We start from the raw sequence: 24,879 nt of genomic DNA on the forward strand, positions 1-24,879 counted from the left end.
GTAAAAGTACATTTTTTTTCTAAATCGCTTGTTAAATCATTACTTTTGTGGCTTGAAAATAATGCGAAAGCATGCGTAAATTGAAGTTAACCTGCGCGAAAGGGCAGTCTGAAAATATTTAAATTGATGAATAAACCAAAACGTTATACAGTCACCACCGCTTTACCTTACACCAACGGCCCAATTCACATTGGCCATTTAGCGGGCGTTTATGTGCCCGCCGATATTTATGTGCGTTATTTACGCCTAACGGGTAATGATGTTGCTTTTATTGGAGGTAGCGACGAACACGGTGTGCCTATTACGATTAAGGCGAAAAACGAAGGGGTTACACCTCAAGATATCGTAGATAAATACCATGCGATTATCAAGAAATCATTTGAAGACTTCGGAATTACATATGATAATTATTCGCGTACTTCGGCTCCTATTCATCATGAAACCGCTTCAGAATTTTTCAAAACTTTGTATGATAAGGGTGAATTTATTGAAGAGTCTACCGAACAATTATACGATGCTGAAGCCAATCAATTTTTAGCCGATCGTTTTGTCGTTGGAACTTGTCCGAAATGTGGCAATGAAGAAAGTTATGGCGATCAATGTGAAGCTTGTGGAACTAGCCATAATGCTACCGATTTAATTAATCCGAAATCGGCACTCACAGGAAATACGCCTACACTAAAAGAAACAAAACACTGGTTTTTACCATTAGATAAACATGAAGCCTTTTTAAAAGAATGGATTCTTGAAGGTCATAAAAAAGATTGGAAACCTAATGTGTATGGCCAAGTTAAATCGTGGATTGATGATGGTTTACGACCAAGAGCGGTAACTCGTGATTTAGATTGGGGTATTCCTGTACCTGTTGAAGGTGGCGAGGGAAAAGTGCTTTATGTGTGGTTTGATGCCCCTATCGGTTATATTTCATCAACTAAAGAATGGGCTGATCGAGAAGGTAAAGATTGGGAACCGTATTGGAAAGATAAAGACACCAAATTGGTGCATTTTATAGGTAAAGATAATATTGTATTTCACTGTATCATTTTTCCAGCGATGCTTAAAGCTGAAGGCTCTTATATCATGCCAGACAATGTACCTGCAAACGAATTCTTGAATCTTGAAGGGAATAAGTTGTCAACCTCTAAAAACTGGGCGGTTTGGTTACCAGAATATTTGGAAGAATTTCCAGGGCAACAAGATGTGTTGCGTTATGTGTTAACTGCAAATGCTCCAGAAACAAAAGATAACGACTTTACTTGGAAAGATTTTCAAGCTAGAAATAATAATGAATTGGTAGCTATTTTTGGAAACTTCATCAATCGTGTGGTGGTTTTAACTAATAAATATTACGAAGGCATTGTTCCTATACCTAACAGTTTAGAAGCTGTCGATGAAGAGACCTTAGCTGCCGTAAAAGCATATCCAGACGTGATTTCAAGTTCTATAGAACGTTACCGTTTTAGAGAGGCCGGACAAGAACTTATGAATTTAGCTCGTCTAGGAAACAAATACCTAGCAGATGCTGAACCGTGGAAAGTGATTAAAGTCGATGAAGAACGCACCAAAACGATTATGTATGTAGCGCTTCAAATTGCTTCAGCTTTAGCGACTTTAAGCGAACCGTTTTTACCATTTACTTCCGAAAAACTTAAAAACATTTTAAATTTAAATACGGAAGTAGCAAATTGGAATGAGGTTAAAACTAAAGATGTGCTACTTTCCGCAGGACATAAAATAGGAAAAGCCGAATTATTGTTTTCTAAAATTGAAGATGAAACCATCCAAAAACAATTGGATAAATTAGAAGCCAGTAAAAAGGCTAACGAAGCTGCTAATAAAGCTGTCGAGCCTCAAAAAGATACGATTACTTTCGATGATTTTACCAAACTAGATCTTCGTGTGGGGACTATTATTGAAGCTGAAAAAATGCCAAAAGCTAAAAAGTTATTGGTTTTAAAAGTTGATACAGGCATCGATGTGCGTACCATAGTTTCTGGAATTGCCGAGAGTTTTAAACCAGAAGATATTATTGGTAAACAAGTTACTGTTTTGGTGAACTTGGCCCCTAGAGCACTTCGTGGTGTAGAAAGTGAAGGCATGATTTTAATGACTGAAAACGCCGAAGGAAAACTAGTATTCGTTAATCCAGATGAAGCTAATATACCAAATGGATTAACCATTAGCTAGATACGGAATTTCATAAAAAGTCTTAAGTGAGTTAGCTTCTAAATCTGAAGTTTTCATTAATTGCGTTAGTGATGGTTTTTATACAGCTAAAAGAATAGCTAAAAATCGTTCTTTTTTGTTTTATAGAATATTCATGACTATATTTATTTAAAACTTTATAAAAACCATAATCCATGAAAAAATTAGTATTAGTATTAATGACCTTAAGTCTTGTGGCTTGCGGATCTAGTAAAACAGCCTCGCCTGTAAAACCAAAAAAAGAAATTAAGGGCGATTGGACCCTTAGTGCGATTTCCTATAGTGAAGAAGGTGAGTTTAACGTGACGCTTTTAAATGAAGATAATAAGGCATGCTTTGAAGGCAGTACTTGGAATTTCATACCTAATAACAACACAGGCAGCTATTCTATAGATGGCGCCGATTGTAATTCAGGTTTAAGACATTTTATCTTCACCATTCAAAAAATAGATGAGCAATCAGGATTATACGATTTCTTATTAAAACCAACCGATGCTAAAGGAAAGTCTATGACGAACCAAGGTTATCGTTTTAATCTGACTTCAATTTCTGAATCGACTATGACTTGGGAACAAGCTCTAACCGTAGATAATGAGCCTTTTGTAATCACTTGGCATTTCAGTAAATACTAATTATAAAATCCCTTAAAAATTAATAGTAACCGTTAAATTAAATAACATGAAAAAATATATTCAAAAAACATCAATAGTATTATTGGCAGCGATCACTTTATTTTCTTTTGTGAATTGTAAGGCTGTAGATAACGCGAATAATAAACAAAAAGGTGCTGCTATTGGTGCTGTGGGTGGTGCGCTTTTAGGTGCCATTATTGGTAACAATGTTGGTCATGGAAACAGCGAATTAGGAGCTGCCATTGGAGCTGCCATTGGTGGTGGAGCCGGAGTTATCATTGGAAATAAAATGGATAAACAAGCTCAGCAAATTGAACAAGAAGTTCCTGGTGCTCAAGTAGAGCGTGTCGACCAAGGGATTGTAGTAACTTTTGAAGATGGTAGCGGGGTGTATTTCGCTACGAACAAATACAATATTAATGGTGAGTCTGAAACCACATTAAATAAATTGGTTGGAATTATTCAGGTCTATCCTGACACTAACTTATTGGTAGTAGGACATACTGATAGCCAAGGTGATGCTAATTACAACATGACGCTTTCAAAAAATAGAGCTAATGCGGTAACTAGTTTCTTAAAACAAAAAGGTGTTAATTCAGGAAGATTAACAACGCACTGGTTTGGTGAAGAGCAACCTGTTGCAGATAATAGTACTGCCGAAGGTCGTGCTCAAAACAGACGTGTTAATATCGTAATCGTGCCTAATGAAGATATGATTAACGATGCTAAACAAGAAGCTGGAAACTAAAATAATTTCGATTTATTTCTAAAAAAAGACTGCTGAAACAGGTGTTTCAGCAGTCTTTTTTTTCTTATTTAAATTAATTAAGACTCATTATGTTTTAGTGATATTCTTTTTACTGTTTTTAAAAAAGAATAAAGAAATCTGTAACTTTACGTAAAAAGCAAACATTATGTTATCAAAAACGATAGAAGATGCGTTAAACACGCAAATAAGAATAGAAGCCGAATCCTCTCAAATATATTTAGCTATGGCTTGTTGGGCCGAAGTTAAAGGTTTGGAAGGTGTAGCAAACTTTATGTACGCACAATCTGATGAAGAGCGTGAGCACATGTTAAAACTGGTAAAGTTCGTAAACGAACGTGGCGGGCATGCTAAAATTTCGGAGTTAAAGGCACCCAATGTGACTTTTACTTCTTTTAAGGAAATGTTCGAAAAATTATTCGATCACGAAGTGTATGTGTCTCAAAGTATTAATGAATTGGTACATATTAGTCTTCAAGAAAAGGACTATGCAAGCCATAACTTTTTACAGTGGTACGTCGCCGAGCAAATAGAAGAAGAAGCTGTAGCGCGTACGATCTTGGATAAGATTAATATGATTGGTGATGATAAAGGTGGCCTGTATTTATTTGATAGAGATATCGAAAATTTAACCGTAACTACCGCAGCGACAGATACGCCACAATAAATTTTAACATTTAATCTTATTTAGATTTAATTAAAATAATTTACATTTGCCCACAAGTGTTAATTATAGAATCCTATTGTGGGCAAAAAAAAGCAAAAAAAGGCAGAGAAAAAATTACGTAAATTAGGAATAGAACTTCCTGAAAAAGTAAAAAGTAGCTGTTGTAAAAAGTTTAAAAAAGGAGAAAACAAGCGCTGTAAAAAATGCCCTTGTTTCGATTTAATTAAGAAAGTAGCGTAGAATCATTCTGGTTGTTAAAAGCATTTAGCAATATGGTAGCGTTAGTTTCCATAAAATATAACCTGTTCATGTGTACCAACATGAACAGGTTTTTTTGTTTATTAAAGTTATAAAGTTGCATAGTTTCAAAGAGGCAGAGTTACAAAGCTATAAGGTTAAATAGCTATAGAGGTTTAAAGTCATTTTTTAGACCATTCGATTAGGGTAAAGCCAATAGGATTCGTGTTAATTCGTGAAATTTGTGTCTAAATCACTGTTTATTTGTTTTATCGTGTAATCGTAGCGTTCTAATCATTTAGAGCCATATTATGTATGATTCCTCAGTTGTGCCTTTATTGAAATAACAAGATTCTTTGTGAATCTTAGAGTCAGCTCTGTGAATCTCTTCGTAATAGCTTTATTCGTATAATTAGTACCTATATTTACATTTATTTGCATCATATATGGACTTGTTTAATCCTAATCCCGTAACTCAAATTTTGCCTTTTGATGGCGAGGTGCTCCATTATGGTCAAGTCATATCAGCGAAACAAGCGCTTTATTACTTTGAGCGTTTAATGGAAAACATAGCATGGGAAAATGATCAAGCCATTATTTTTGGAAAGCTCATCATAACCAAACGTAAAGTAGCCTGGCATGGTGATAAGCCTTTTGATTACACTTATTCTAAAACCACAAAATCAGCTTTGCCTTGGACAAAAGAGCTTTTAGAACTGAAAGCCATCGTTGAAGCGAAATCTGGTGAGACCTATAATTCCTGCTTGCTTAATTTGTATCAAAATGGCAGCGAAGGCATGGCTTGGCATAGCGATGCTGAAAAGGATTTGAAAAAAAATGGTGCCATTGCCTCCTTAAGTTTTGGAGCTAACCGTAAATTTTCTTTCAAGCATAAAGAATCAAAACAAACCGTTTCAGTGTTATTAGAAAAAGGGAGTTTGTTAGTCATGAAAGGTGACACACAAACTCACTGGACGCACCGTTTACCGCCCACAAAAACCGTAAAAATACCACGTATTAATCTCACTTTTAGAACCATTGTGACTTAATATACATTCGAAGTCATGCTGTCATCCAGAAGGAGGTACGACTGAAGGATCTTTTTAAAGTCGCATAAGGGATTTCGCAGAGTTTCCGCCAAGGTTATAAATCATTAGGGGAAGATGCCTCACTTCGGTCTCCATGATTGCGTATTACTATTGGATTTTCTCAGGGTATATGGTATATGCTATTAAAGCTTTCATGAATTTCAATATTTTCACAGGGAAATTCTTTAGTTTAGCGTTCTTTTATTACGTTAGAATTCATGATAAAATATATCGTTCAACATACGCAACTTCAAGAAAAATCGGTTAGAAACACGGTTGAATTATTAAATGAAGATTGCACCATCCCTTTCATATCACGTTACCGCAAAGAAGCTACAGGAAACTTAGATGAGGTTCAAATTGGTGAGATTGTTAAGTTTAAAGAACAATTTGAAGCACTTGAAAAACGTAAAAATGCCATTTTAAAAGCTTTAGAAGAACAAGAGGTACTAACGGCCGAACTTCGACAAAAAATAGCGAATTGCACCAATTTAACGGCGCTTGAAGACTTGTACTTACCATTTAAGAAAAGCCGTAAAACTAAGGCTGAAAAAGCAAGGCAGAATGGTTTGGAACCGTTGGCCAAGATTATTATGAGTCAGAATGCTAATGATGTTGAGTCTATAGCCTATAAATATGTAAAGGGTGATGTAAATTCTATTGATGTCGCATTAGAAGGTGCTAGGCATATTATTGCCGAATGGGTAAACGAACGCACCGATATACGAAATCAAATTCGTTATCAGTTGGAGCGCTTCGCCATGCTTTCCACGAAAGTGGTAAAAACGAAAGCCGACGATGAGAACGCTCAAAAATTTAGAGATTATTTCGATTGGGAAGAAAATCTAAGCCGCATGCCATCACATCGGTTTTTAGCTATTTTAAGAGCTGAAAAAGAAGGGTTTATAAGGGTGAAAGTGTTAATTGACGATACTCGTGCTTTAGATAAAATTGAACAGCGTATGGTTCGTGCTCAAAATGCTTGTGCCGAACAAATTGAACTCGCTATTAACGATGCTTATAAACGTTTGCTGTTGCCGTCGTTGGTTAATGAGGCCTTGCAAATTGCAAAAGATAAGGCAGACGCATCGGCAATTAGTGTTTTTGCGAAAAATTTAAAGCAGCTTTTACTAGGGTCGCCTTTGGGTGAAAAACGTGTTATGGGTATCGACCCTGGGTTTCGAACAGGTTGTAAAGTGGTGTGTTTAGACGCTCAAGGGCGATTGAAATATAATGAAACCATATACCCACACCCTCCAAAAAGTGATAGTGTTGGAGCCATGAAAAAAATCAGTTCGTTGGCCGATGCCTATAAAATTGAGGCGATTGCCATCGGAAATGGTACCGCATCACGAGAAACAGAGGCTCTCATTAGAAAAGTTCATTTTAAAAACGACGTTCAGGTTTTTGTGGTAAGTGAAGCAGGAGCGAGTATTTATTCGGCTTCCAAAATAGCACGAGAAGAGTTTCCAAATTATGATGTTACGGTTAGAGGATCGGTATCAATTGGGAGACGCTTGCAAGATCCTTTGGCCGAATTGGTTAAAATAGATGCCAAATCTATTGGGATTGGACAATACCAGCATGATGTCGATCAACTTAAGCTTCAAAAAGAATTGGATGTGGTGGTTGAAAATTGTGTAAATGCTGTTGGTGTAAACATCAATACGGCGAGCAAATCGTTACTGAGTTATGTGTCTGGTATTGGACCCAAATTAGCTGAAAATATATTTAACTATAGAAATGAAAATGGGGCATTCACCTCTAGAAGTGCTATTAAAAAAGTGCCGCGTTTGGGTGATAAAGCATTTCAGCAAGGGGCTGCATTTTTACGCATTAAAGGTGCTAAAAACCCTTTAGACGATTCTGCTGTGCATCCTGAAAGTTATGGTGTTGTGACTAAAATGGCCAAAGATTTAGGGAAATCGGTATCCGAATTGATTGGTAATTCCGAACAGCTTAAAAAAATAGACCTAAAAAAATACTGCAACGAAACGATTGGTTTATTAACGCTAGAAGATATTATTAAAGAGCTTGAAAAACCAGGTTTAGATATTAGAGAGCAGGCTAAAGTGTTTACTTTTAATCAGAACATAAAAACCATAAACGATTTAAGAGAAGGTCAATTATTGCCTGGTATTGTAAACAATATTACCAATTTTGGGTGTTTTGTTGATGTTGGTATCAAAGAAAGTGGCCTAATTCATGTGTCTAATTTATCAGATGTTTTTGTAAAAGACGTGAATGAACATGTGAGTTTACATCAGCAAATTATCGTTAAAGTATTAGAGGTAGATATTCCGCGAAAGCGTATACAACTTAAACTTCATCAAAAGAAGGTGTAGTTATCTAGTTGCAGAGTTTCAAGGGCTCAAAGATGTAGAGTTTCAAAGTACTTAACGTAGTAGAGGTTTTTTTTAGAGCTATATGTTCAAGGCAATCTGTAGTATGCATAGGGTTTAAAAAAAAGACACGAATTTCAAGAATTTACACGAATTGCAATGGCGCTATGATTCGTGAAAATTATTAAAATTCGTGTCTTATTATTAGATTACTTTGATGGTTAATAGTATTCCGAATACCCGATTAAAGATAAAAACAAAGGACTATTGATTCATCGTTTTAATTTCCTGGATAAAGGTATCTAAATCTACACCGTTTTGCACAAGGGTTAAGGCTTTGTCTACAATGTATTTCACGTTAACCGCATGAAAACCTAGACCTACACTTATTTTATGTAATAGGCGGTGTTCCGGGTCACCTTTAATTTGATCCACATGTACCATACGTACCAAATCGTACAAACGTTCTAAACGACGATCGTAAGAGGCTGGTGGATTTATGGGGTGTGATTTATAATCTTTTAAAATAGCAATATAAGCTTCTTTGTGTATATCTAAGTTGTGTGCTAATCGGTCTAAAAAGGCTTGTTCATCGGAGGTTATAATTCCGTCATCCATGGCTACACGTACAATGGCAGCAAAATGGTTTTCATTACGTTTTTTAAAACCGCTATCAAATAGTTTGGAAATTGACATGTTTTTTTTTGAGTTTAGTGTAATAACAAATATAATTAAAGTTTGGTGCTTTTTTCACTAAAGTAAAGCTAATTTACTTTTTTGAAATGCCACTATTGTTGTGGTATTGTAAAGAAAAAAGTGGTGCCTTCGTTTAAGGTAGATTCAAACCAAATTTGGCCGCCTAAAGTTTCTACAATTTTTTTGCAAAAGGCTAAACCAATCCCTGTACCTTCATAGGTTTCGCGCGAATGTAAACGTTGAAATATGGCAAAAATTTTGTCTTTATGCTGCTTCTTAATTCCAATACCGTTATCGGTAACCTCGAATTTCCAGAAAACCTGAGTTTGATGGTCCGGAACCATGGTACCACATGAAATGTTTATAATGGGAGATGTATCTGATTTCCTAAACTTTATTGCGTTGTTTATTAAATTTTGGAATAACACTCTTAATTCAATTTCACTGGCGCGTACCGTGGGTAAATCTTGGTATGAAATAACAGCATGGTTTCGGTGTATAGCATTATCTAAATCATGAATAATATCCGAAACCAAGGTGTTGCAGTTTATTTCAGTTTTTTCGTTAGCCTTACCAAGCCTTGAGTAATTAAGTAAGGCATCAATAAGATTTCGCATGCGATAACTCGATTTACTTATAAAATTCATGCTTATTATGGCATCTTCATCCAATTGGTCTCTGTAGTCGTCTTGAAGCAAATCTATAAGTCCTGAAATGGTAGTAAGTGGTTCCTTAAGGTCATGACTGGTAATGTATGCGAATTCTTCTAGCTCTTTATTTTTAGAAGCAATTTCTAAAGATTTATTAAAAATATCGTTGTTCTTTTCTTGTAAGTCTTCATTCAATAATTTAATCGATCTATAATTTCGATAAATTAAAATTACAGATGTTACAATGATAATAAGAAGCGCTAGTAAAAGGTAATTCACCGTTTTTTGGGTGCTTAGGCTTTTGTTAATCAGGTTAATCTTCTCTAGTTTAGCTTCAATTTCTTGTTTTTGATGTGCTAAAGTATCTTGTTGAAGGGTTATAGTGGCATTGTTAGAAGATATAAAGGCTTGTTTTTCTTTTAAAGCCTCCATTTGTTCTAGGATGCGGTTTTCTAACTGCTTTTCAATGATTAATTTTTCGGAGTATTTTTTCTTTTGAAATTCCGATAGCGTTGTCAGTTCATTAATTTCAGATTCCTGAGTTTTTAAAACATTTTTTTGCTGATGAATTTGTGAATTTATTGTATTGATGGTTTTCTTTTGCTTGGAAAGGTTGGCGTTTTTATGCTTAATATCGTCTTTTGCTAGTTCGAGAGCTTCCTGTGTAGCTTCAAGTTGGTGTTCTGTGTTTTGAAAAAGTTGCTTCCATTTTTCAATGGAGGAAATGGCATGTTCTTTTAAGCTATAAGTCGCACTTAAGTTGTTTCCATTCAGTAGATCTTCATTAATCTCATATTGAAATTCTTCACCGATATTTACAATATTCACCATAGAAGTGTTAAAAGGATAATCTTCTGTAATTAATAGGGTGTTATTGCCCGAAATTTTGTTTAGGATATACGAAACGTCGAAATTTTTATTATGATTTACATAAACCACATCAACATCCTGAATGTCTTTAATGTTTTTGAAACTTAAAACACGAACGGGTTTGTTTTTGATTTGACGTTTTTGAGAAAGGCCTCTTAAATCTATAATCGTACGATCCTGACCAAGGACACCAATAGTGAAATCAGGATTCTCGTTGCTATCTAAAAACTGAATTTGATCGGAAATATTAAAGATGAAAAGGGCTCGTTTTACACGTTTTATTTGTTCGTTTAGGGTTGCTTGTGAATGCAGAACACTGCCCCATGATTGTAGGCAAAAAATAAAGACGTAAAGTAGGGTTCTAGCCTTCATGAGTTTAAAGTCGTAATAATATTTGAACAAAACAGTTAGCGCCATTTACACCAAATTGTTGTACACGTCGACTGTATGTAAAACTGCCATTGTCTGTATTACTTGAATGTGTGTGTTTGTCTGGATATACGTTAAAAATATTATTACAGCCTGCTGTTGCTTCCAAAAATTTAGCAAAGCGGTAACTTATCGCGAAGTCTGTGATAAATTTTGGACTAAAGGTCTGGTCACGAGTTTCTACACGACCAGTGTATTCGTTAAGTTGCCAATTGTTTGGGTCGCCATCGTCTGGGTGAAGGTAAATTAAACTCCCGAAATAAGTACCCACTAAATTAAACTTAAAGTTGTGAATTTCATATTGAAAGAAGGAATTAATCTTAAAATTAGGCGTGGACGATTCTACTCTCGAACGTTCTTCACGGTCGAAAAGAGTGTTTATATCAACATTTTCAACACTGTCCTCATTAACATTTGTAACTTTGGTTTTAGTGAAATTTGTGGAAATCTGTCCGTTAAATAGACCACTTCCTAATTTATCTTGATACATAAATGAAGCTTCAAAACCATTGGTGTTAGAGTCAATCGCATTCACAAAAAACTGAGCGGTTGAAACGTCATAGGGAGCCAGTTGTGGTTCGTATCCTAAGCTAAAGCCACCAGATAAAATAATACGATCTTTAATGTTAATATTATAATAGTCGAAAGCAAAGGTGTATTTGTTTTTAAATTTTGAACTCCAACCTAAACTGAAATGTTTGGATCTTTCGGGGGTTAATGGATTTACTTTAAAAACATCGGTAATCAAAGAACTTTCGTGGTTGAAAGTTCCAACCTGACTAATGTCGCCGTCAAAATACTGAGTACTTATCTTTTGAAAATAAACCTGATGTAAAGAAGGCGCTCTAAACCCTGTAGAATAACTCGAACGAAACGAAATGTTGTTGTTTAATAAATACCGTCCTGAAACTTTCCAAACTGAGCTTTCACCAAAATCGTTGTTAGATTCAAATCGGTAAGCCGCTTTAAATAAAAAGGGTTCTGAAGGTTTTAATTCTAAATCGATGTATCCAGATGCATTAGATCGTATACGAACAAGTTCATCAGAGGGTTGGATTCCAGGAAAAACTTGAGCCCCTATAAGTCGTGGTTGTTCTGCGCCGTTTTCATCAATATAGGTGTTGCCACCATTGATATACGAATCTTCCTCACCGCTAATAATTTCGTAACCTTCCACACGAAGTTCTCCACCAAACGCCACATTAAGACCTCCTAAAAAATCAAATTCTTTATCGATATCGAGATTGGTGGTATTTAGTTTATACAAGTATCCACCCGATTTGAATGTTTTTGGAGATCGAATACCTAGTGAAGCATTATTGGAATTGCTTACAGTAAAGTCGATACTGTTATTTCCAATCGAATGACTAAAATCTAAGTCCCAATCATTTTTTTGCCCTTTAAGACCAATGGTAAGAGCGTTGTCTTGTATGTTGGTTATAATTTTAGGAGAAAATCCGTTAGGGAATAATTCATCAACCACACGATCCTTTTCATAAGGGAAACGGTAAAAGCCAGCAGATGCACCTTCTCTAGAATTTCTACCACCAAAAAAATAAAGATTGGCCTTTTTAAACATTAAGAGCTCACCATTAAAAGAAATGGCCGAATTACGCACGGCAGCACTTCCTATTTCCATAACCTGTTTGTCGTTATAGCCCGTTTGTGCGAAGAAGTTATTTTGCTCGATAAGCGCGGCATCTTCGGCTTCATCTTGACTATAAACATATCCTGTATAGTTGCCCGCTCTATTGGTGGCCTTTCGGTCTCTAAATTCTCCAGTGATGTTTATATACCCCGTATTACCTACTTTAAATCCGAAATTCCCACTAAAATAACTGGTAGTTCCATCTCCTTCAATATTTGTTTTGAGTCTAGAATCTAAATGGATAACATCGGTTTGGTTTTTAAGCACGATATTGATAACCCCGGCTATAGCATCAGAGCCGTATTGTGATGTGGCTCCATCACGTAAAATTTCAATATAGTCGATGGAGGCCACAGGAATGGCATTAAAATCGGTTCCTACACTACCTCGGCCAATAGTGCCATTTACATTAAGCATGGAACTGGTGTGTCGGCGCTTGCCATTAATTAAAACCAAAACCTGATCGGGACCTAAACCGCGTAAAGTGGCAGGGTCGATATGGTCGGTACCATCAGAAATAGTTTGGTTTGTAGAGTGGAACGACGGTGATAAATAGTGTAATATTTCACTTAATTCGAAATGCGATGAACTACTAATTTGTTCCGGGGTAATAATTTCAATAGGCACCGTAGTTTCTAAAGATGATTGTGGTTTTGAACGCGTTCCTAATGACACCGGTTCGTCGGCTGATAATCCCGTTTCTAAAATAAAATCGGAAACTAAAGCTTCCCCAACTTGAATGGTTACAGAAACACTTTTCGATTGGTACATGATGAAGGATGCCGTAACAACATAGGAGCCTTCCTCTAAATTTAGGCTGTAATAACCATCAATATTGGTTGTGGTTTGTATATTGGTGCCTTCAACGGCAATACGTGCTCCAGGGAGTTTTCCAAATTCATCGGAAACAGTTCCTGATAATGAGGCCCTGTTTTGAGCAGTGAGCGAATGCCCTAGTAGAAAACTCGTCAAGGTTAGTAGGTATAGACAAATTTTTATACGCATGTAGTGGTTCGGTTATTGTGTCGAACTTCATAAAATATTCAATTTTTGAGGGCAAGAAATTTTAGAACGTTTTTATGAGGTTTTAACAGGAATTAAATCTTTTATTATTTCATCTAAAATGGGGAGGGAAAGTGGTTTGTTAATATAATTTGCTATTTCATTTATGGTTTGCGACCTTTCTTTATCTTTTGGATTGGAAGAAGTCGTTAACATAATTATTTTTATGGTACTCGTAAATTCAATATCTAATTTTCTATAGGCTTCAATAAATTCCCAGCCATTCATAGCAGGCATGTTTATGTCAAGAAAAATAACATCGGGTTTTAAAGCGTTTCCTTCTATAGCATCTTCCAAGTATTCAATAGCAGCTTTACCACTATTTACAGAAATGATTTCACCAAATTGGTTATGTTTTTTTACAATCTTTTCGTTGTAAAAACTAGTAAACTTATCATCGTCTATTAGTAATGTTGATGTTATAGATTTCATTTAGAGGGATTAATTTATACAAGGATAACACCTTTTTTTTAAAATTTAACCTAAAGTTAAAAACTCTAAGTTATTTTTTCTACTTATTAGTTAAAATGACAAAAAACAGCTACAACATACTCTTTTTTTAAAAACTGGTTTGGCAGAAGTTCATTTTAATTTATTGATATCTTAGGATGACTAAATTTCAGAATAACAATATGCTGCTTATATTTGCTGTTCAAAAATGAAAATATTCTAAGTGAGTAAATCTACCCTCTCTGAAATTTATGCACAGGCTTTGCAAACGCAAAATCTGCAAAATGCTATTGCCCAAAACGAAAGTAAAACACATGTAAAAGGATTAGTTGGTTCTTCCTTGTCGTTCGTAATTTCCAGTGTTTTTAAAAACGCCAATAAACCTTTTTTGTTGATTTTTGATGACAAAGAAGAGGCTGCACATTATTTAAACGATCTAGAACAACTTTGTGGTAGTAAAGATGTTTTATTTTACCCAGGAAGTTATCGCCGACCATATGATATAGAAGAAACCGATAATGCTAATGTCCTGTTACGCGCTGAGGTTTTAAACCGAATTAACTCCCAAAAAAAACCAGCGATTATTGTAACCTACCCCGATGCGCTTTTCGAGCAGGTAGTTACTCGTAAGGAGTTAGAACGTAATACTCTAAAAGTTGGGGTGAACGATAATTTATCCATCGATTTTGTAAACGAAGTGCTGTTTGAATATAAGTTTAAACGAGTTGATTTTGTTACCGAACCGGGCGAGTTTTCGATGCGTGGTGGTATTGTAGATGTTTTTTCTTTTTCACATGACGAACCCTACCGTATTGAATTTTTTGGTGATGAGGTAGATAGCATTCGTACCTTCGATGTGGAATCTCAATTATCGGTGGAACAGATAAAAAAGATTAATATTATTCCCAATGTAGCGAATAAATTAATGCAGGAAAGCCGACAAAGTTTCTTGAAATATATTGCTCAAAAAACAGTGATAGGGATAAAAAATGCCGATTTACTTTTTTCAAGAATTGATGATTTTTACGAAAAAGCCGAAACTGCTTTTAAATCGCTTTCCGAAGACATTAAACACGCTAAACCTGAAGCCTTATTCTGTAATTCAAAACTATTGAAACGTCAGCTTTTGGATTTTTCGATCATGGAGTTTGGTAACTCTTTTGTTATGGCTACGAATTCCAAACCCTATACTACCATAGCGTTTGAAGTTTCCCCGCAACCGTCATTCAACAAGCAGTTTAATTTATTAATCGACGACTTAAACAGCAAACACAATCAAGGATATACCAATTATATTGTATGCGTCAGTGAGCAGCAGGCCAGACGTTTTCATGATATTTTTGATGATGCCGAAGAAGAAGTAGCTTATAAAACCGTAGTGTTATCCTTGCATCAAGGTTTTGTAGATCATGATACGAAAACTGTGTGCTACACGGATCATCAAATTTTTGAGCGCTATCATAAATTTCAGCTTAAAAATGGTTACGCTAAAAAGCAGGCCATCACTTTAAAAGAACTTACAAATTTAGATATTGGCGATTATGTCACGCATATCGATCATGGTATAGGACGCTTTGGTGGACTTCAAAAAATTGATGTTGAAGGCAAAATGCAAGAGGCTATTAAATTGGTGTATGGTGAGCGCGATGTCTTGTATTTGAGTATTCATTCCCTTCATAAAATCACAAAATTTAATGGTAAAGATGGCAAACCGCCTAAGATTTACAAATTAGGTAGTACGGCTTGGAAAACTTTAAAGCAAAAAACCAAAGCGCGTGTTAAGCACGTTGCATTCAATTTAATAAAACTTTACGCTAAGCGTAAAACCGAAAAAGGATTTCAATACCGTCCAGATAGTTCTATGCAACATGAGTTGGAGGCGTCTTTTATCTATGAAGATACCCCCGACCAAAGCACCGCTACTGCCGATATTAAATTGGATATGGAAAGCGAACGCCCTATGGATCGCTTAGTTTGTGGTGATGTAGGTTTTGGTAAAACCGAAGTGGCCATCCGTGCCGCTTTTAAAGCTGTAGACAATGGTAAACAAGTGGCTGTTTTAGTGCCCACAACCATTTTGGCTTATCAGCATTCCAGAACATTTAAAAAGCGATTACGTGATTTTCCTGTTACAGTCGATTATGTAAACCGATTTAGAACCGCCAAAGAAAAACGAGAAACTCTCGAGGCTTTAGAACAAGGTAAAGTAGATATCATTATTGGAACCCATCAATTGGTTAACAAAAATGTGAAATTTAAAGATTTAGGACTGCTCATTGTTGATGAAGAACAAAAATTTGGAGTGGCTGTCAAAGAAAAATTAAAGGCCATGAAGGATAATGTGGATGTGTTAACTCTTACCGCCACACCTATTCCTAGAACACTTCAGTTTAGTTTAATGGCGGCTAGGGATTTATCGGTGATTACTACGCCACCGCCAAACCGATATCCAATTGAGAGTCATGTAATTCGTTTTGCCGAAGAGACCATTCGAGATGCTGTGAGTTACGAGATAGAGCGTGGCGGACAAGTTTTCTTCATTCATAACCGCATTGAAAATATTAAGGAAGTGGCAGGTATGCTCCAGCGCTTGGTGCCCGATGCTAAAATAGCTGTTGGTCACGGACAAATGGAAGGAAAAAAGCTTGAAGAGCTCATGCTGGCCTTTATGGATGGCGCTTTCGATGTGTTGGTGAGTACCACGATTATTGAAAGTGGGTTGGATGTGTCTAATGCCAATACTATTTTTATTAATAACGCCAATAATTTTGGTTTGAGTGATTTGCACCAAATGCGTGGTCGTGTAGGACGTAGCAACAAAAAGGCATTCTGTTATTTTATAACGCCCGATTATTCCGCAATGACCGAAGATGCCAGAAAACGTATTTCGGCCCTAGAGCAGTTTACCGAATTAGGTAGTGGTTTCAATATTGCTATGAAAGATTTAGAAATTCGTGGGGCAGGTGATTTATTAGGTGGGGAACAAAGCGGATTTATTAATGATATTGGCTTTGATACCTATCAGAAAATTTTAAATGAAGCTATTGAAGAACTCAAAGAAAATGAGTTTAAAGATTTATATGATGAACCTGAAGAAGATAAAGTCTACGTTAAAGAGGTAACCATTGATACCGATTTCTCGCTGCTTTTTCCTGATGATTACGTGAATAATATTGCTGAACGATTAAATTTATATACACAGCTAAATAATTTAAAATCAGAAGATGAATTGCATATCTTTGAGAAGCAATTAGTCGATCGTTTTGGCGAGTTACCCACTCAGGTTGTCGATTTACTGAACAGCGTTAAAATCAAGTGGTTGGCAACCAAAATCGGGTTTGAAAAAATTGTGATGAAACAAGGCAAACTCATAGGGTATTTTATCAACGATCAGCAAAGTCGTTTCTATCAGAGTCCTGGATTTACCAAGGTATTGCAGTTTGTACAAACGCATCCAGGAGTTTGTAAAATGAAGGAAAAACAAACACGTCAAGGCTTGCGTTTGTTGTTAACTTTCGATAAAATTAAAAGTGTAAAACAAGCCTTGGAAGCCATCGAGCCGATAGTAAAATAATGTGTATTTTTATAAATTAATAATCCGTACCTCCCTTTATGTTAGTTAATAACAAACAATGCCCTTTAAAATATCTTATCTGTTTCTTTTTGTGTTTGCCAGTTTTCATGTTTGGGCAGCATACCATAAAAGGCACTTTTTTGCCAGCCCAAGATTATAATGTTGTGTTGTTGTATAAAGTGAAGCCAACCATTTCAGAATACATTACAAGCGCTGAAGTTAATAGTGAAGGCAAGTTTGGTTTTCTGTTAGATTCTACAGCAACCAAAGGTATGTATCGTTTGGTTTATGCCATTCCGCAGGAAGACTTTAATTTCGATATTATTTACAACGGAAAGGAAGATATTGAGTTGAAATTTAACTCCGAAACTGGTGTGAAATTCACAAAATCTTCCGAAAATAAAATGTTAGCGTCTTATCATAATAGCATGTCGGCCGTAGTACATAGTATTAGTAACTATTATGCCAGTGAAAAGAAAGATACCACCGCGCTAAAAGGAATTTATAAAGCCCAAGGTCAGGCGCAATTAAGTTATGAAAAAGCGGCTTCTGGCACCTTAGCACTTCAGTTTATAAAAGCCAATAAACCTTATATTCCTACCAAAGCCTTATCAGCTCAAAACTATATCGCGAAGCTTAAAACGCATTATTTTGATTATGTCGATTTTACTAATCCAACCCTTCAAAGTTCTGCTTTTTTAGAAGAAAAAATGCTGAGTTATGTGTTTGGAATGACGTCTAAAGATTTAAATGAAGTCGATAACTATAAAGCCAATATCGACGTGGTTTACAAGGCCATGGCAAAAGCACCTAACGAAGTTAAGCGTATGCTTTTACTAGATTTATGGCAAGAAATGGTCGATTTAAAACAGGAGGAAATAGCAAATTATATTTCAGACAAATATTTACGCGATATAGGCCTAGCTTTAGAAGATCACGAACTTGTAAATGCGCTCAACGCTTACAAACGTGTTTCCCTTGGAAATAAGGCACCCGATTTTGAGCTTTCGGTAACCGAAAACGGAAAAAAAGTCAACAAAAAATTAAGTCAGTTAAACCTTGCCAAACAATACATTTTGGTGTTTTGGAACAGCTCTTGTTCGCACTGTTTAGATGAAATTCCACAGTTAAAAACTTTTGTAAATGGTTTAGGGAAAGGTGAAGTAAAAGTGATAGCCATAGGTATTGAAGCCGATGAAGAAATAGAAGATTGGAAAAAAGAAATTAAAAAATATCCAGAATTCATAAATGTTCTTGGTTCAGGGAAATGGGGTAGCAAAATTGCTGAAACCTATGGTATTGTTGAAACCCCAACTTACTTCATTTTAAATGCTCAAAAAGAAATTATCGAAAAGCCAGACCAGTTAGATGATTTGGTTGAATTCTTTGAGTAGTTATTCTCACTAAGAGCGATGTTTGTCATCCTGAGCTTGTCGAAGGACAATTGTTAGTAGAAGTCAAAAATTAAAGTTAGAAGTTAACAGCAATTGTCATACCCGTACCTCGATAACCCGTCATTCAGCGTGTAAACTAAATAGCAAGCTCAATATCCCCTAGAGGGGATTATAGGGGTGTTCAATTTATTCTTTTTAAAGGTTAAAAACCCTACAGATACAGCACATTATTACAACTACTCGTGTGAAATGAACGGCTCATCTTAATATTTTTATCGTATTACTTTTTTGTTGTAACTTGGAAGTTAACAAGTTATAGTATGAGCTGTTTTTATTACAGGCTTTACTTTTAGGCCATAATTGTAAGAGGTTTACTATTGGTTATGTTGAGAATATCGCGTTTTATTGAATATCATAACCATGTTAATAGCGTAGTTAATGAGAGAAAATATATATTTGTTATGAAAAATGGCACAGATGACTTTAATAGTAATTTAATTAAAGCATAGTATTTTTATCAGTTTTAAAACGCTGCTCTGCTTTAGCTTAAATTACTAATAGTATGAGGTTATTTTTTTAAATGTGACCTAAAACAAAACAAATATTAAAAGATTAGAAATAGCTTAATACATCACAAATTTTTAAACAACCAACAACCATTAATACCCTCAAATCATGAAAACGACTTCCCCCACTAAGTTTTTGATTTTATTTTTTTTAGTGTTAACCACTCATTTTGCCGTGCAAGCTCAAATAAATTTTGACACACCTGGTCCCCATTCATATCCGGTTCCTGCTTCAGGTGTAGCTGCTATAAAAGTGGAAGTTTGGGGAGCAGGAGGTGCAGGTGCTAATACCTCTAGTAATAGTTATGGTGCAGGCGGCGGTGGCGGTGCTTATGCTACTCGAACCTTAGCTGTAACTCCTGGACAGACGTTTAATGTTGTTGTAGGCGCAGGAGGTAACGGGTCAAGTACTGCTACAGCAGCGGCAAGAAACGGTGGCGTTTCTGAGTTTGATACTACTGGTGGTGTTCATTATGTTATAGCAGCTGGAGGTAAAGGAGCTTTGGCTTCTGGTTTAGCAGGGGGTGAAGGTGGTTTGGCTTCAGCTTCAGGAGGTCACCTTAAGCTCAGTGGAGGTAATGGCGGTGACGGTGCGACTAGTGGAGCTATGCTTTCTGGCGGCGGCGGCGGTGCAGGTGGTACAAATGGCGCCGGTGGTGCTGGGGCGAGTGCTTCAAATGGTGGTGCCGGCGGTGTAGCTAATGCCGGGGATGCGAGTACACCTAGTGGTAATGGTGGTAATGGGGTTCATGCAACTGGTCAGGGTTATGCAGGTTTAGATTACGGCGGCGGCGGTGCTGGTGGCGCCGGTGCAAACCAAAATGGAGGAAATGGTGCCCCTGGATTGGTAAGGATTACTGAGTTAGCTTCATCGGTTCCAGAAATACGTATATCAGGATTAGGTATTAAAATCAATTCTGGTAATACACCCACTACTACCGATAATACCGATTTCGGAATTGGTTTTGTCGGGCAAGATGTAGAACGAGTTTTTACCATCTCAAATATGGGGTCAGCTACTTTGGATAATATTAGTTTTACGCATGGGTCAGGAGACTCCGAATTTCGCGTAAAAAGTTCTTCAAGTACTCCCTTGCCTGATGGAACTAACACAACTTTTACTTTACTATTTAATCCTTCGCGTGATGGGGTATTTAATGCAGTCATATATATTCAAACTAATGATCCAAATTTGCCCCAATTTGAACTTCATGTTACAGGTGTAGGTAGATACGTTTATTACGATAGCGATGGCGACGGGGTTAAAGATAATATCGATTTAGACGATGATAACGATGGAATTTATGATACCGAAGAAGAAAAGGCTTGTCCACCAGGAACCATATGCGATACCGACGGCGATGGTGTGCCCGATGTATACGATCTCGATAGCGATAACGACGGGATTCCCGATGTGGTGGAAGCCGGTTTAGGAGCGGATAGCGATGGTACAGGTGTTTTACAAGGTAGTGCAGATGCCGATGGGTTAATGACTAATGCTGGAGTAACGCCATTAGATTCTGATAACGATGGCATTCCCGATTACCGCGATTTAGACTCCGATAACGATGGTGTTTTTGATGTGGATGAATATGGTATAGGAAACCAGAATGATCCTGCTTTCCAGAACGGGGACGGCGATATTTCAGGCGATGGGGTAGGTGATGGTCCAGAAAGTGAAACTTTTAGAGAACAAGATCTCGATAATAATAGTATGCCCGATGCCGTTGGTTTTGGTGATGGGATTTTGGATATTTTCGATTTCCATACGGCAACTACTAATCAGGATTATACCAATTCCTACGGAAATGTTGATCAAGGTACTGCCTCACCTTATGAATTAGATACCGATAATGATGGGTTCGCCGATTATCGTGACCCAGTAACAGGGAGTGTAAACGATTTTACTAAAATAGAAATATTAGATCCAGCACTTTTTGACCTAAATACAGGCGTTTTACTAGATGGTACCGATGCCGATGGCGATGGAATTATGGATTCCCGAGATGGAGACGCAACTGTTTTTGGCTCGCCAAGAAATTTAAACGATAGCTATAGTCTCTATTTTGATGGCCGTAACGATTATGTGGAAGAACCTGAGTTTTTAAATGGTATTGATGAAGGGACTATGATGTGTTGGGTGAAATTAGATGTCGGGGTGAATGATGCTGAGTTTATTGTGGGACAAGAAAATATTAACTTCGCTTATAGAGCTGGTCGTATAATAGCAGATGTAAATGGTACTGAGTTAGTTGGTATTACTCAAAATCATAATGGAAAGTGGATGCATTTAGCGCTTACTTATTCGGTTTCTATTAATAAAAGTGTCTTTTATGTAAATGGAGAACATGTAGGAGACAATTCTGCAAGTGGGTTAAACAGTTTAGGAACGGGATTTTTAATAGGTCGTACACCAGCTGGTCTAAGTAGTTTTTTCCAAGGCGAAATAGACGAAGTCCGTGTGTTCAATAGAGCCCTCACTGAAACCGAGGTAAAACGCATGGTGTACCAAGAGTTGGACGATACAAACAAATTTAATCGTGGGAAAATTATTCCTTTAGAGATAGCCTCAGATTTTGAAACTAGCTTAATTCGCTATTACAAAATGGATCATTATGAGGACGATAAATTAATTGATATTTCTGGTGGAAACCCTACAGGAGCAACGATTTACAACGCTAAAGATATCTTGTTTCAAACAGCACCGCTACCTTATGTGACGGCTATGGATGGAGATTGGACCAATGAAGCTGTATGGAAACATGGCGATGTATGGGATATAAGCGACAAAAAAGATAACCCTGATGATGCGGCTATAATTCAGGTGAATCATCATATAGAAACCAGCGAGACTGAAGGGACACTTGGTATTATATTGCCTTTTGGTACAAAAATAACGGTAAATAACCCTAAAGGCTTGTATAATAATTGGTATACCAAATTAGATGGCATACTAGATATCGAGGGTGAATCTCAATTTATACAAACTGAAGAAAGTGTTTTAGATGTTAACAGTGGAGGTTATTTAGAAATAGACCAACAAGGCACAAAAGATTTATATACTTATAATTATTGGGGTTCACCTGTAGGTAAACGAATTTTAGGTTCTATAAATAATAGTTTTATATTAACCGATGTCCTTTACGATGGTACAATTGCATCAAATACTTCTAAAGATAAAGTCCTTTTTACCAGCTCGGGTTATAATGGGAGCCCAGGAACACCCATTACCCTTGCCAATTATTGGATAGATAAATTTGTTAATGGCCAAGCCGATAACTATTATGCTTGGCATCGTATAGGTAGTACGGGTACCATAGATGTAGGTGAAGGCTTTACCATGAAAGGTTCTGATAATACAGCAACCTCTTTTAACGAAACACAAAACTATTCGTTTCGAGGAAAGCCTAATAATGGTGATATTACATTAACCGTCTCTGCAGGTAACCAATATTTGATAGGAAATCCTTATCCTTCGGCTATTGATGCTAGAGCTTTTATTTTGGATAATATTACTAGTGCTAATTCTGACCCAAATGGTGGAGCACCTGGTACAAACTCCAAAAACGTGATAAATGGGGCCTTATATTTTTGGGATCATTTTGCTAATAAAACCCATACGTTACGAGAGTATGAAGGTGGATATGCGGTTTATAATCTAATGGGGGATACTTATGCAGTATCCGATGATCCATTAATTAATGCTTCCGGTAATTATACTGGCAAAACACCAGGACGATTTATTCCTGTTGCACAAGGCTTTTTTGTCTCGGCGACTTTAGATTCTGATTTGACAGGTGGACCTATAGATCCTACTTTATCTGGTGCCATTGAAGGTGGTGATATTATCTTTAAAAATAGTCAGCGTGTTTTTGAGACCGAATTTGGAGGAAATTCAGTATTCTTTAAAGAAGGGACTACTAAAAAATCGGCGCAAACCACATCAGCAAATACAGACACTAGAGAAAAAATTAAACTGCGTTTTGAATCATCAACAGGTGTTAACCGCCAGTTGCTCGTAGGTGTCGATAGTTTGGCGTCAAGCGGATTTAATATCGGTTACGATGCGCCGTTAATTGAAGATTTTAGCGAAGACATGTATTGGTATTTCTTAAATAGCAAATTTATTATTCAAGGTACCGATAGCTTTGATGAATCGGTGGTGTTACCGTTGGGTGTTAAAGTGGCTCACCAAGGCTTGGTAAGTATCAGTATCGATAGCTTACAAAATATTGATGTCGCTAAAAACATCTATCTGCATGATAAAGTGAAAGATGTGTACCATGATATGCGCGTTTCAGATTATGAGGTGAACCTTAGTGCAGGTGAATATTTAGACCGCTTTGCACTCACCTTCTCGAAGCAGGGTGTATTGGCTACTCAAGAGGAGTTAGAAGCAAACTTTGGTATTACCTATGTTAATAATGAAAAGGCTTTAATTATCAAAAATCCTAAAAACATGGCGGTACAGTCGGTGGCTGTGTATTCTAGTTTAGGACAGTTAATACACCGTTTTAATGAGGAAGATGATGATGCTCGAATTGTAAAATCTTTGAACAATTTGAGTCAGGGTGCCTATCTTGTAAAAGTGAGTACAGAGCAAGGTGTCGTAGCCAAAATGATTGTGGTGAATTAGAAAGTGTTTAATTTAAGCTACAAAGCTACAAAGTTACAGAGTTAAAAAGACCCTTCAAATTTTTGAAAGCTGAAGGGTCTTATGTATTTATATCTTTGCGTATCTCTCAGCGAAATAGAATCATTTGTAGTTGGTGTTTTAGAGTTAGAAAGTCACAAGGCTTCAAAGATATTAACAGATTCTTCAGTCGTACTTCCTTCTGAATGATAATCAAAGCAAACTATTCGCCTTTGTGTCCCTCTGTGAGTCTCTGTGAATCTCTGAGTAATAATGATATCTGAAATTAAGTTTCAGAGTTTCAAAGCGGCAAAGTTTCAACATGTTTTATGAAGTTGGGTGTAGGCTTTTTGCCATAACTTAATCCATTGGTGTAAATTCGTGAAATTCGTGTCTTTTAAATGTATATTTATTGAATGGTGTATTAGTATAAGCGAGGCGTTTTTCTAACATTGAGCCATTTCAAAGAAAGAAGTAAAGGGTTCCTAAGTAAAACCACCTAGGTACAACTTAAATTTCGCGTTTTTATTAGTAAAATAAGTCCATTTAACACTAGTTTTCACCCCAAATCCACTCTTTGAATTAGCATTAAATTACCTATAACTTCTTCAATTTATTCCTTTTTTATTCCAAAAACGAATCTTTCCTACATGGTGAAAGCTATTCTATAATAAGTTCGATGTTAAATTTGGCTGCTTGTTTGGTAACTCTTCATTTGTTTTAAGTAACTGTAAATAAGTGTTTTGATTTTGTTTTTTTTGGTAAAATGAAATGTTGTATTTTTAATTGACTAGAAATAGTTTTGTTTATGTGTACGATATATCCTAGGTAGTTTTCAGCGGGAACTAAATTTTTGTAGGACAAATAAAGTGAGAAAACAATGTATTTTTATTGTAGTATAAAAGTATAGTTATTTCTAGTGGTAAACTCAAAAATTATATTGCTGTTTTATGAAATTTTAAAGCATTGT

The 24,879-nt window shown here is 36.3% G+C and carries 13 protein-coding genes; 9 read left to right on the plus strand and 4 right to left on the minus strand.

The window, feature by feature from the left end; genetic code table 11:
• The first annotated feature begins 126 nt into the window (after positions 1 to 126).
• The 6 genes from metG to A6I66_RS06535 all read left to right on the plus strand — a co-directional run bounded on the left by metG (position 127) and on the right by A6I66_RS06535 (position 7,940).
• On the plus strand, positions 127 to 2,187 hold the full coding sequence (gene metG / locus A6I66_RS06510) for a methionine--tRNA ligase (RefSeq protein ID WP_067146855.1): 2,061 nt from the start codon (positions 127 to 129) through the stop codon (positions 2,185 to 2,187).
• Positions 2,188 to 2,360: 173 nt separating this feature from the next.
• Positions 2,361 to 2,837, plus strand: a complete 477-nt coding sequence (locus A6I66_RS06515) for a lipocalin family protein (protein WP_067146857.1) — start codon at positions 2,361 to 2,363, stop codon at positions 2,835 to 2,837.
• Between the two features lie 46 nt (positions 2,838 to 2,883).
• Positions 2,884 to 3,585 carry an OmpA family protein gene (locus A6I66_RS06520; RefSeq protein ID WP_067146858.1) on the plus strand — a complete coding sequence of 234 codons (702 nt, stop codon included), beginning with the start codon at positions 2,884 to 2,886 and terminating at the stop codon, positions 3,583 to 3,585.
• A gap of 166 nt (positions 3,586 to 3,751) precedes the next feature.
• Positions 3,752 to 4,270 carry a ferritin gene (locus A6I66_RS06525; RefSeq protein ID WP_067146860.1) on the plus strand — a complete coding sequence of 173 codons (519 nt, stop codon included), beginning with the start codon at positions 3,752 to 3,754 and terminating at the stop codon, positions 4,268 to 4,270.
• A gap of 683 nt (positions 4,271 to 4,953) precedes the next feature.
• On the plus strand, positions 4,954 to 5,556 hold the full coding sequence (locus tag A6I66_RS06530) for an alpha-ketoglutarate-dependent dioxygenase AlkB family protein (protein ID WP_067146862.1): 603 nt from the start codon (positions 4,954 to 4,956) through the stop codon (positions 5,554 to 5,556).
• A gap of 257 nt (positions 5,557 to 5,813) precedes the next feature.
• Positions 5,814 to 7,940, plus strand: a complete 2,127-nt coding sequence (locus A6I66_RS06535) for a Tex family protein (protein ID WP_067146864.1) — start codon at positions 5,814 to 5,816, stop codon at positions 7,938 to 7,940.
• Between the two features lie 261 nt (positions 7,941 to 8,201).
• Here A6I66_RS06535 and A6I66_RS06540 read toward each other — a convergent pair whose 3' ends face one another.
• From A6I66_RS06540 to A6I66_RS06555, 4 genes are all read right to left on the minus strand, one after another.
• On the minus strand, positions 8,202 to 8,633 hold the full coding sequence (locus A6I66_RS06540) for a tellurite resistance TerB family protein (protein WP_067146866.1): 432 nt from the start codon (positions 8,631 to 8,633) through the stop codon (positions 8,202 to 8,204).
• Between the two features lie 92 nt (positions 8,634 to 8,725).
• Entirely contained in the window at positions 8,726 to 10,525 is a 1,800-nt protein-coding gene (locus A6I66_RS06545; RefSeq protein WP_169815715.1) for a YfiR/HmsC family protein, read from the minus strand.
• Between the two features lie 4 nt (positions 10,526 to 10,529).
• Entirely contained in the window at positions 10,530 to 13,235 is a 2,706-nt protein-coding gene (locus A6I66_RS06550) for a TonB-dependent receptor (RefSeq protein ID WP_067146870.1), read from the minus strand.
• A 72-nt stretch (positions 13,236 to 13,307) separates the two neighbouring features.
• Positions 13,308 to 13,724, minus strand: coding sequence for a response regulator (locus A6I66_RS06555; RefSeq protein ID WP_067146872.1), 417 nt, complete (start codon positions 13,722 to 13,724; stop codon positions 13,308 to 13,310).
• A gap of 241 nt (positions 13,725 to 13,965) precedes the next feature.
• On the opposite strand from A6I66_RS06555, the gene mfd reads away from it, so the two are divergent.
• The 3 genes from mfd to A6I66_RS06570 all read left to right on the plus strand — a co-directional run bounded on the left by mfd (position 13,966) and on the right by A6I66_RS06570 (position 23,912).
• Positions 13,966 to 17,316, plus strand: coding sequence for a transcription-repair coupling factor (gene mfd / locus A6I66_RS06560; RefSeq protein WP_067146874.1), 3,351 nt, complete (start codon positions 13,966 to 13,968; stop codon positions 17,314 to 17,316).
• 107 nt (positions 17,317 to 17,423) lie between these two features.
• Positions 17,424 to 18,710, plus strand: a complete 1,287-nt coding sequence (locus tag A6I66_RS06565; protein ID WP_157614117.1) for a peroxiredoxin family protein — start codon at positions 17,424 to 17,426, stop codon at positions 18,708 to 18,710.
• A gap of 675 nt (positions 18,711 to 19,385) precedes the next feature.
• Entirely contained in the window at positions 19,386 to 23,912 is a 4,527-nt protein-coding gene (locus A6I66_RS06570; protein ID WP_067146878.1) for a LamG-like jellyroll fold domain-containing protein, read from the plus strand.
• Positions 23,913 to 24,879 lie beyond the last annotated feature (967 nt).

The organism is Pseudotamlana agarivorans (assembly GCF_001642835.1).
Taxonomy (GTDB): Bacteria; Bacteroidota; Bacteroidia; order Flavobacteriales; family Flavobacteriaceae; genus Pseudotamlana; species Pseudotamlana agarivorans.

Bases quoted from the DNA above. Each gene is read 5' to 3' on its own strand.
- metG (WP_067146855.1), top strand. From the start codon at position 127: ATGAATAAACCAAAACGTTATACAGTCACCACCGCTTTACCTTACACC.
- A6I66_RS06515 (WP_067146857.1), top strand. From the start codon at position 2,361: ATGAAAAAATTAGTATTAGTATTAATGACCTTAAGTCTTGTGGCTTGC.
- A6I66_RS06520 (WP_067146858.1), top strand. From the start codon at position 2,884: ATGAAAAAATATATTCAAAAAACATCAATAGTATTATTGGCAGCGATC.
- A6I66_RS06525 (WP_067146860.1), top strand. From the start codon at position 3,752: ATGTTATCAAAAACGATAGAAGATGCGTTAAACACGCAAATAAGAATA.
- A6I66_RS06530 (WP_067146862.1), top strand. From the start codon at position 4,954: ATGGACTTGTTTAATCCTAATCCCGTAACTCAAATTTTGCCTTTTGAT.
- A6I66_RS06535 (WP_067146864.1), top strand. From the start codon at position 5,814: ATGATAAAATATATCGTTCAACATACGCAACTTCAAGAAAAATCGGTT.
- A6I66_RS06540 (WP_067146866.1), bottom strand. From the start codon at position 8,633: ATGTCAATTTCCAAACTATTTGATAGCGGTTTTAAAAAACGTAATGAA.
- A6I66_RS06545 (WP_169815715.1), bottom strand. From the start codon at position 10,525: ATGAAGGCTAGAACCCTACTTTACGTCTTTATTTTTTGCCTACAATCA.
- A6I66_RS06550 (WP_067146870.1), bottom strand. From the start codon at position 13,235: ATGCGTATAAAAATTTGTCTATACCTACTAACCTTGACGAGTTTTCTA.
- A6I66_RS06555 (WP_067146872.1), bottom strand. From the start codon at position 13,724: ATGAAATCTATAACATCAACATTACTAATAGACGATGATAAGTTTACT.
- A6I66_RS06565 (WP_157614117.1), top strand. From the start codon at position 17,424: ATGTTTGGGCAGCATACCATAAAAGGCACTTTTTTGCCAGCCCAAGAT.
- A6I66_RS06570 (WP_067146878.1), top strand. From the start codon at position 19,386: ATGAAAACGACTTCCCCCACTAAGTTTTTGATTTTATTTTTTTTAGTG.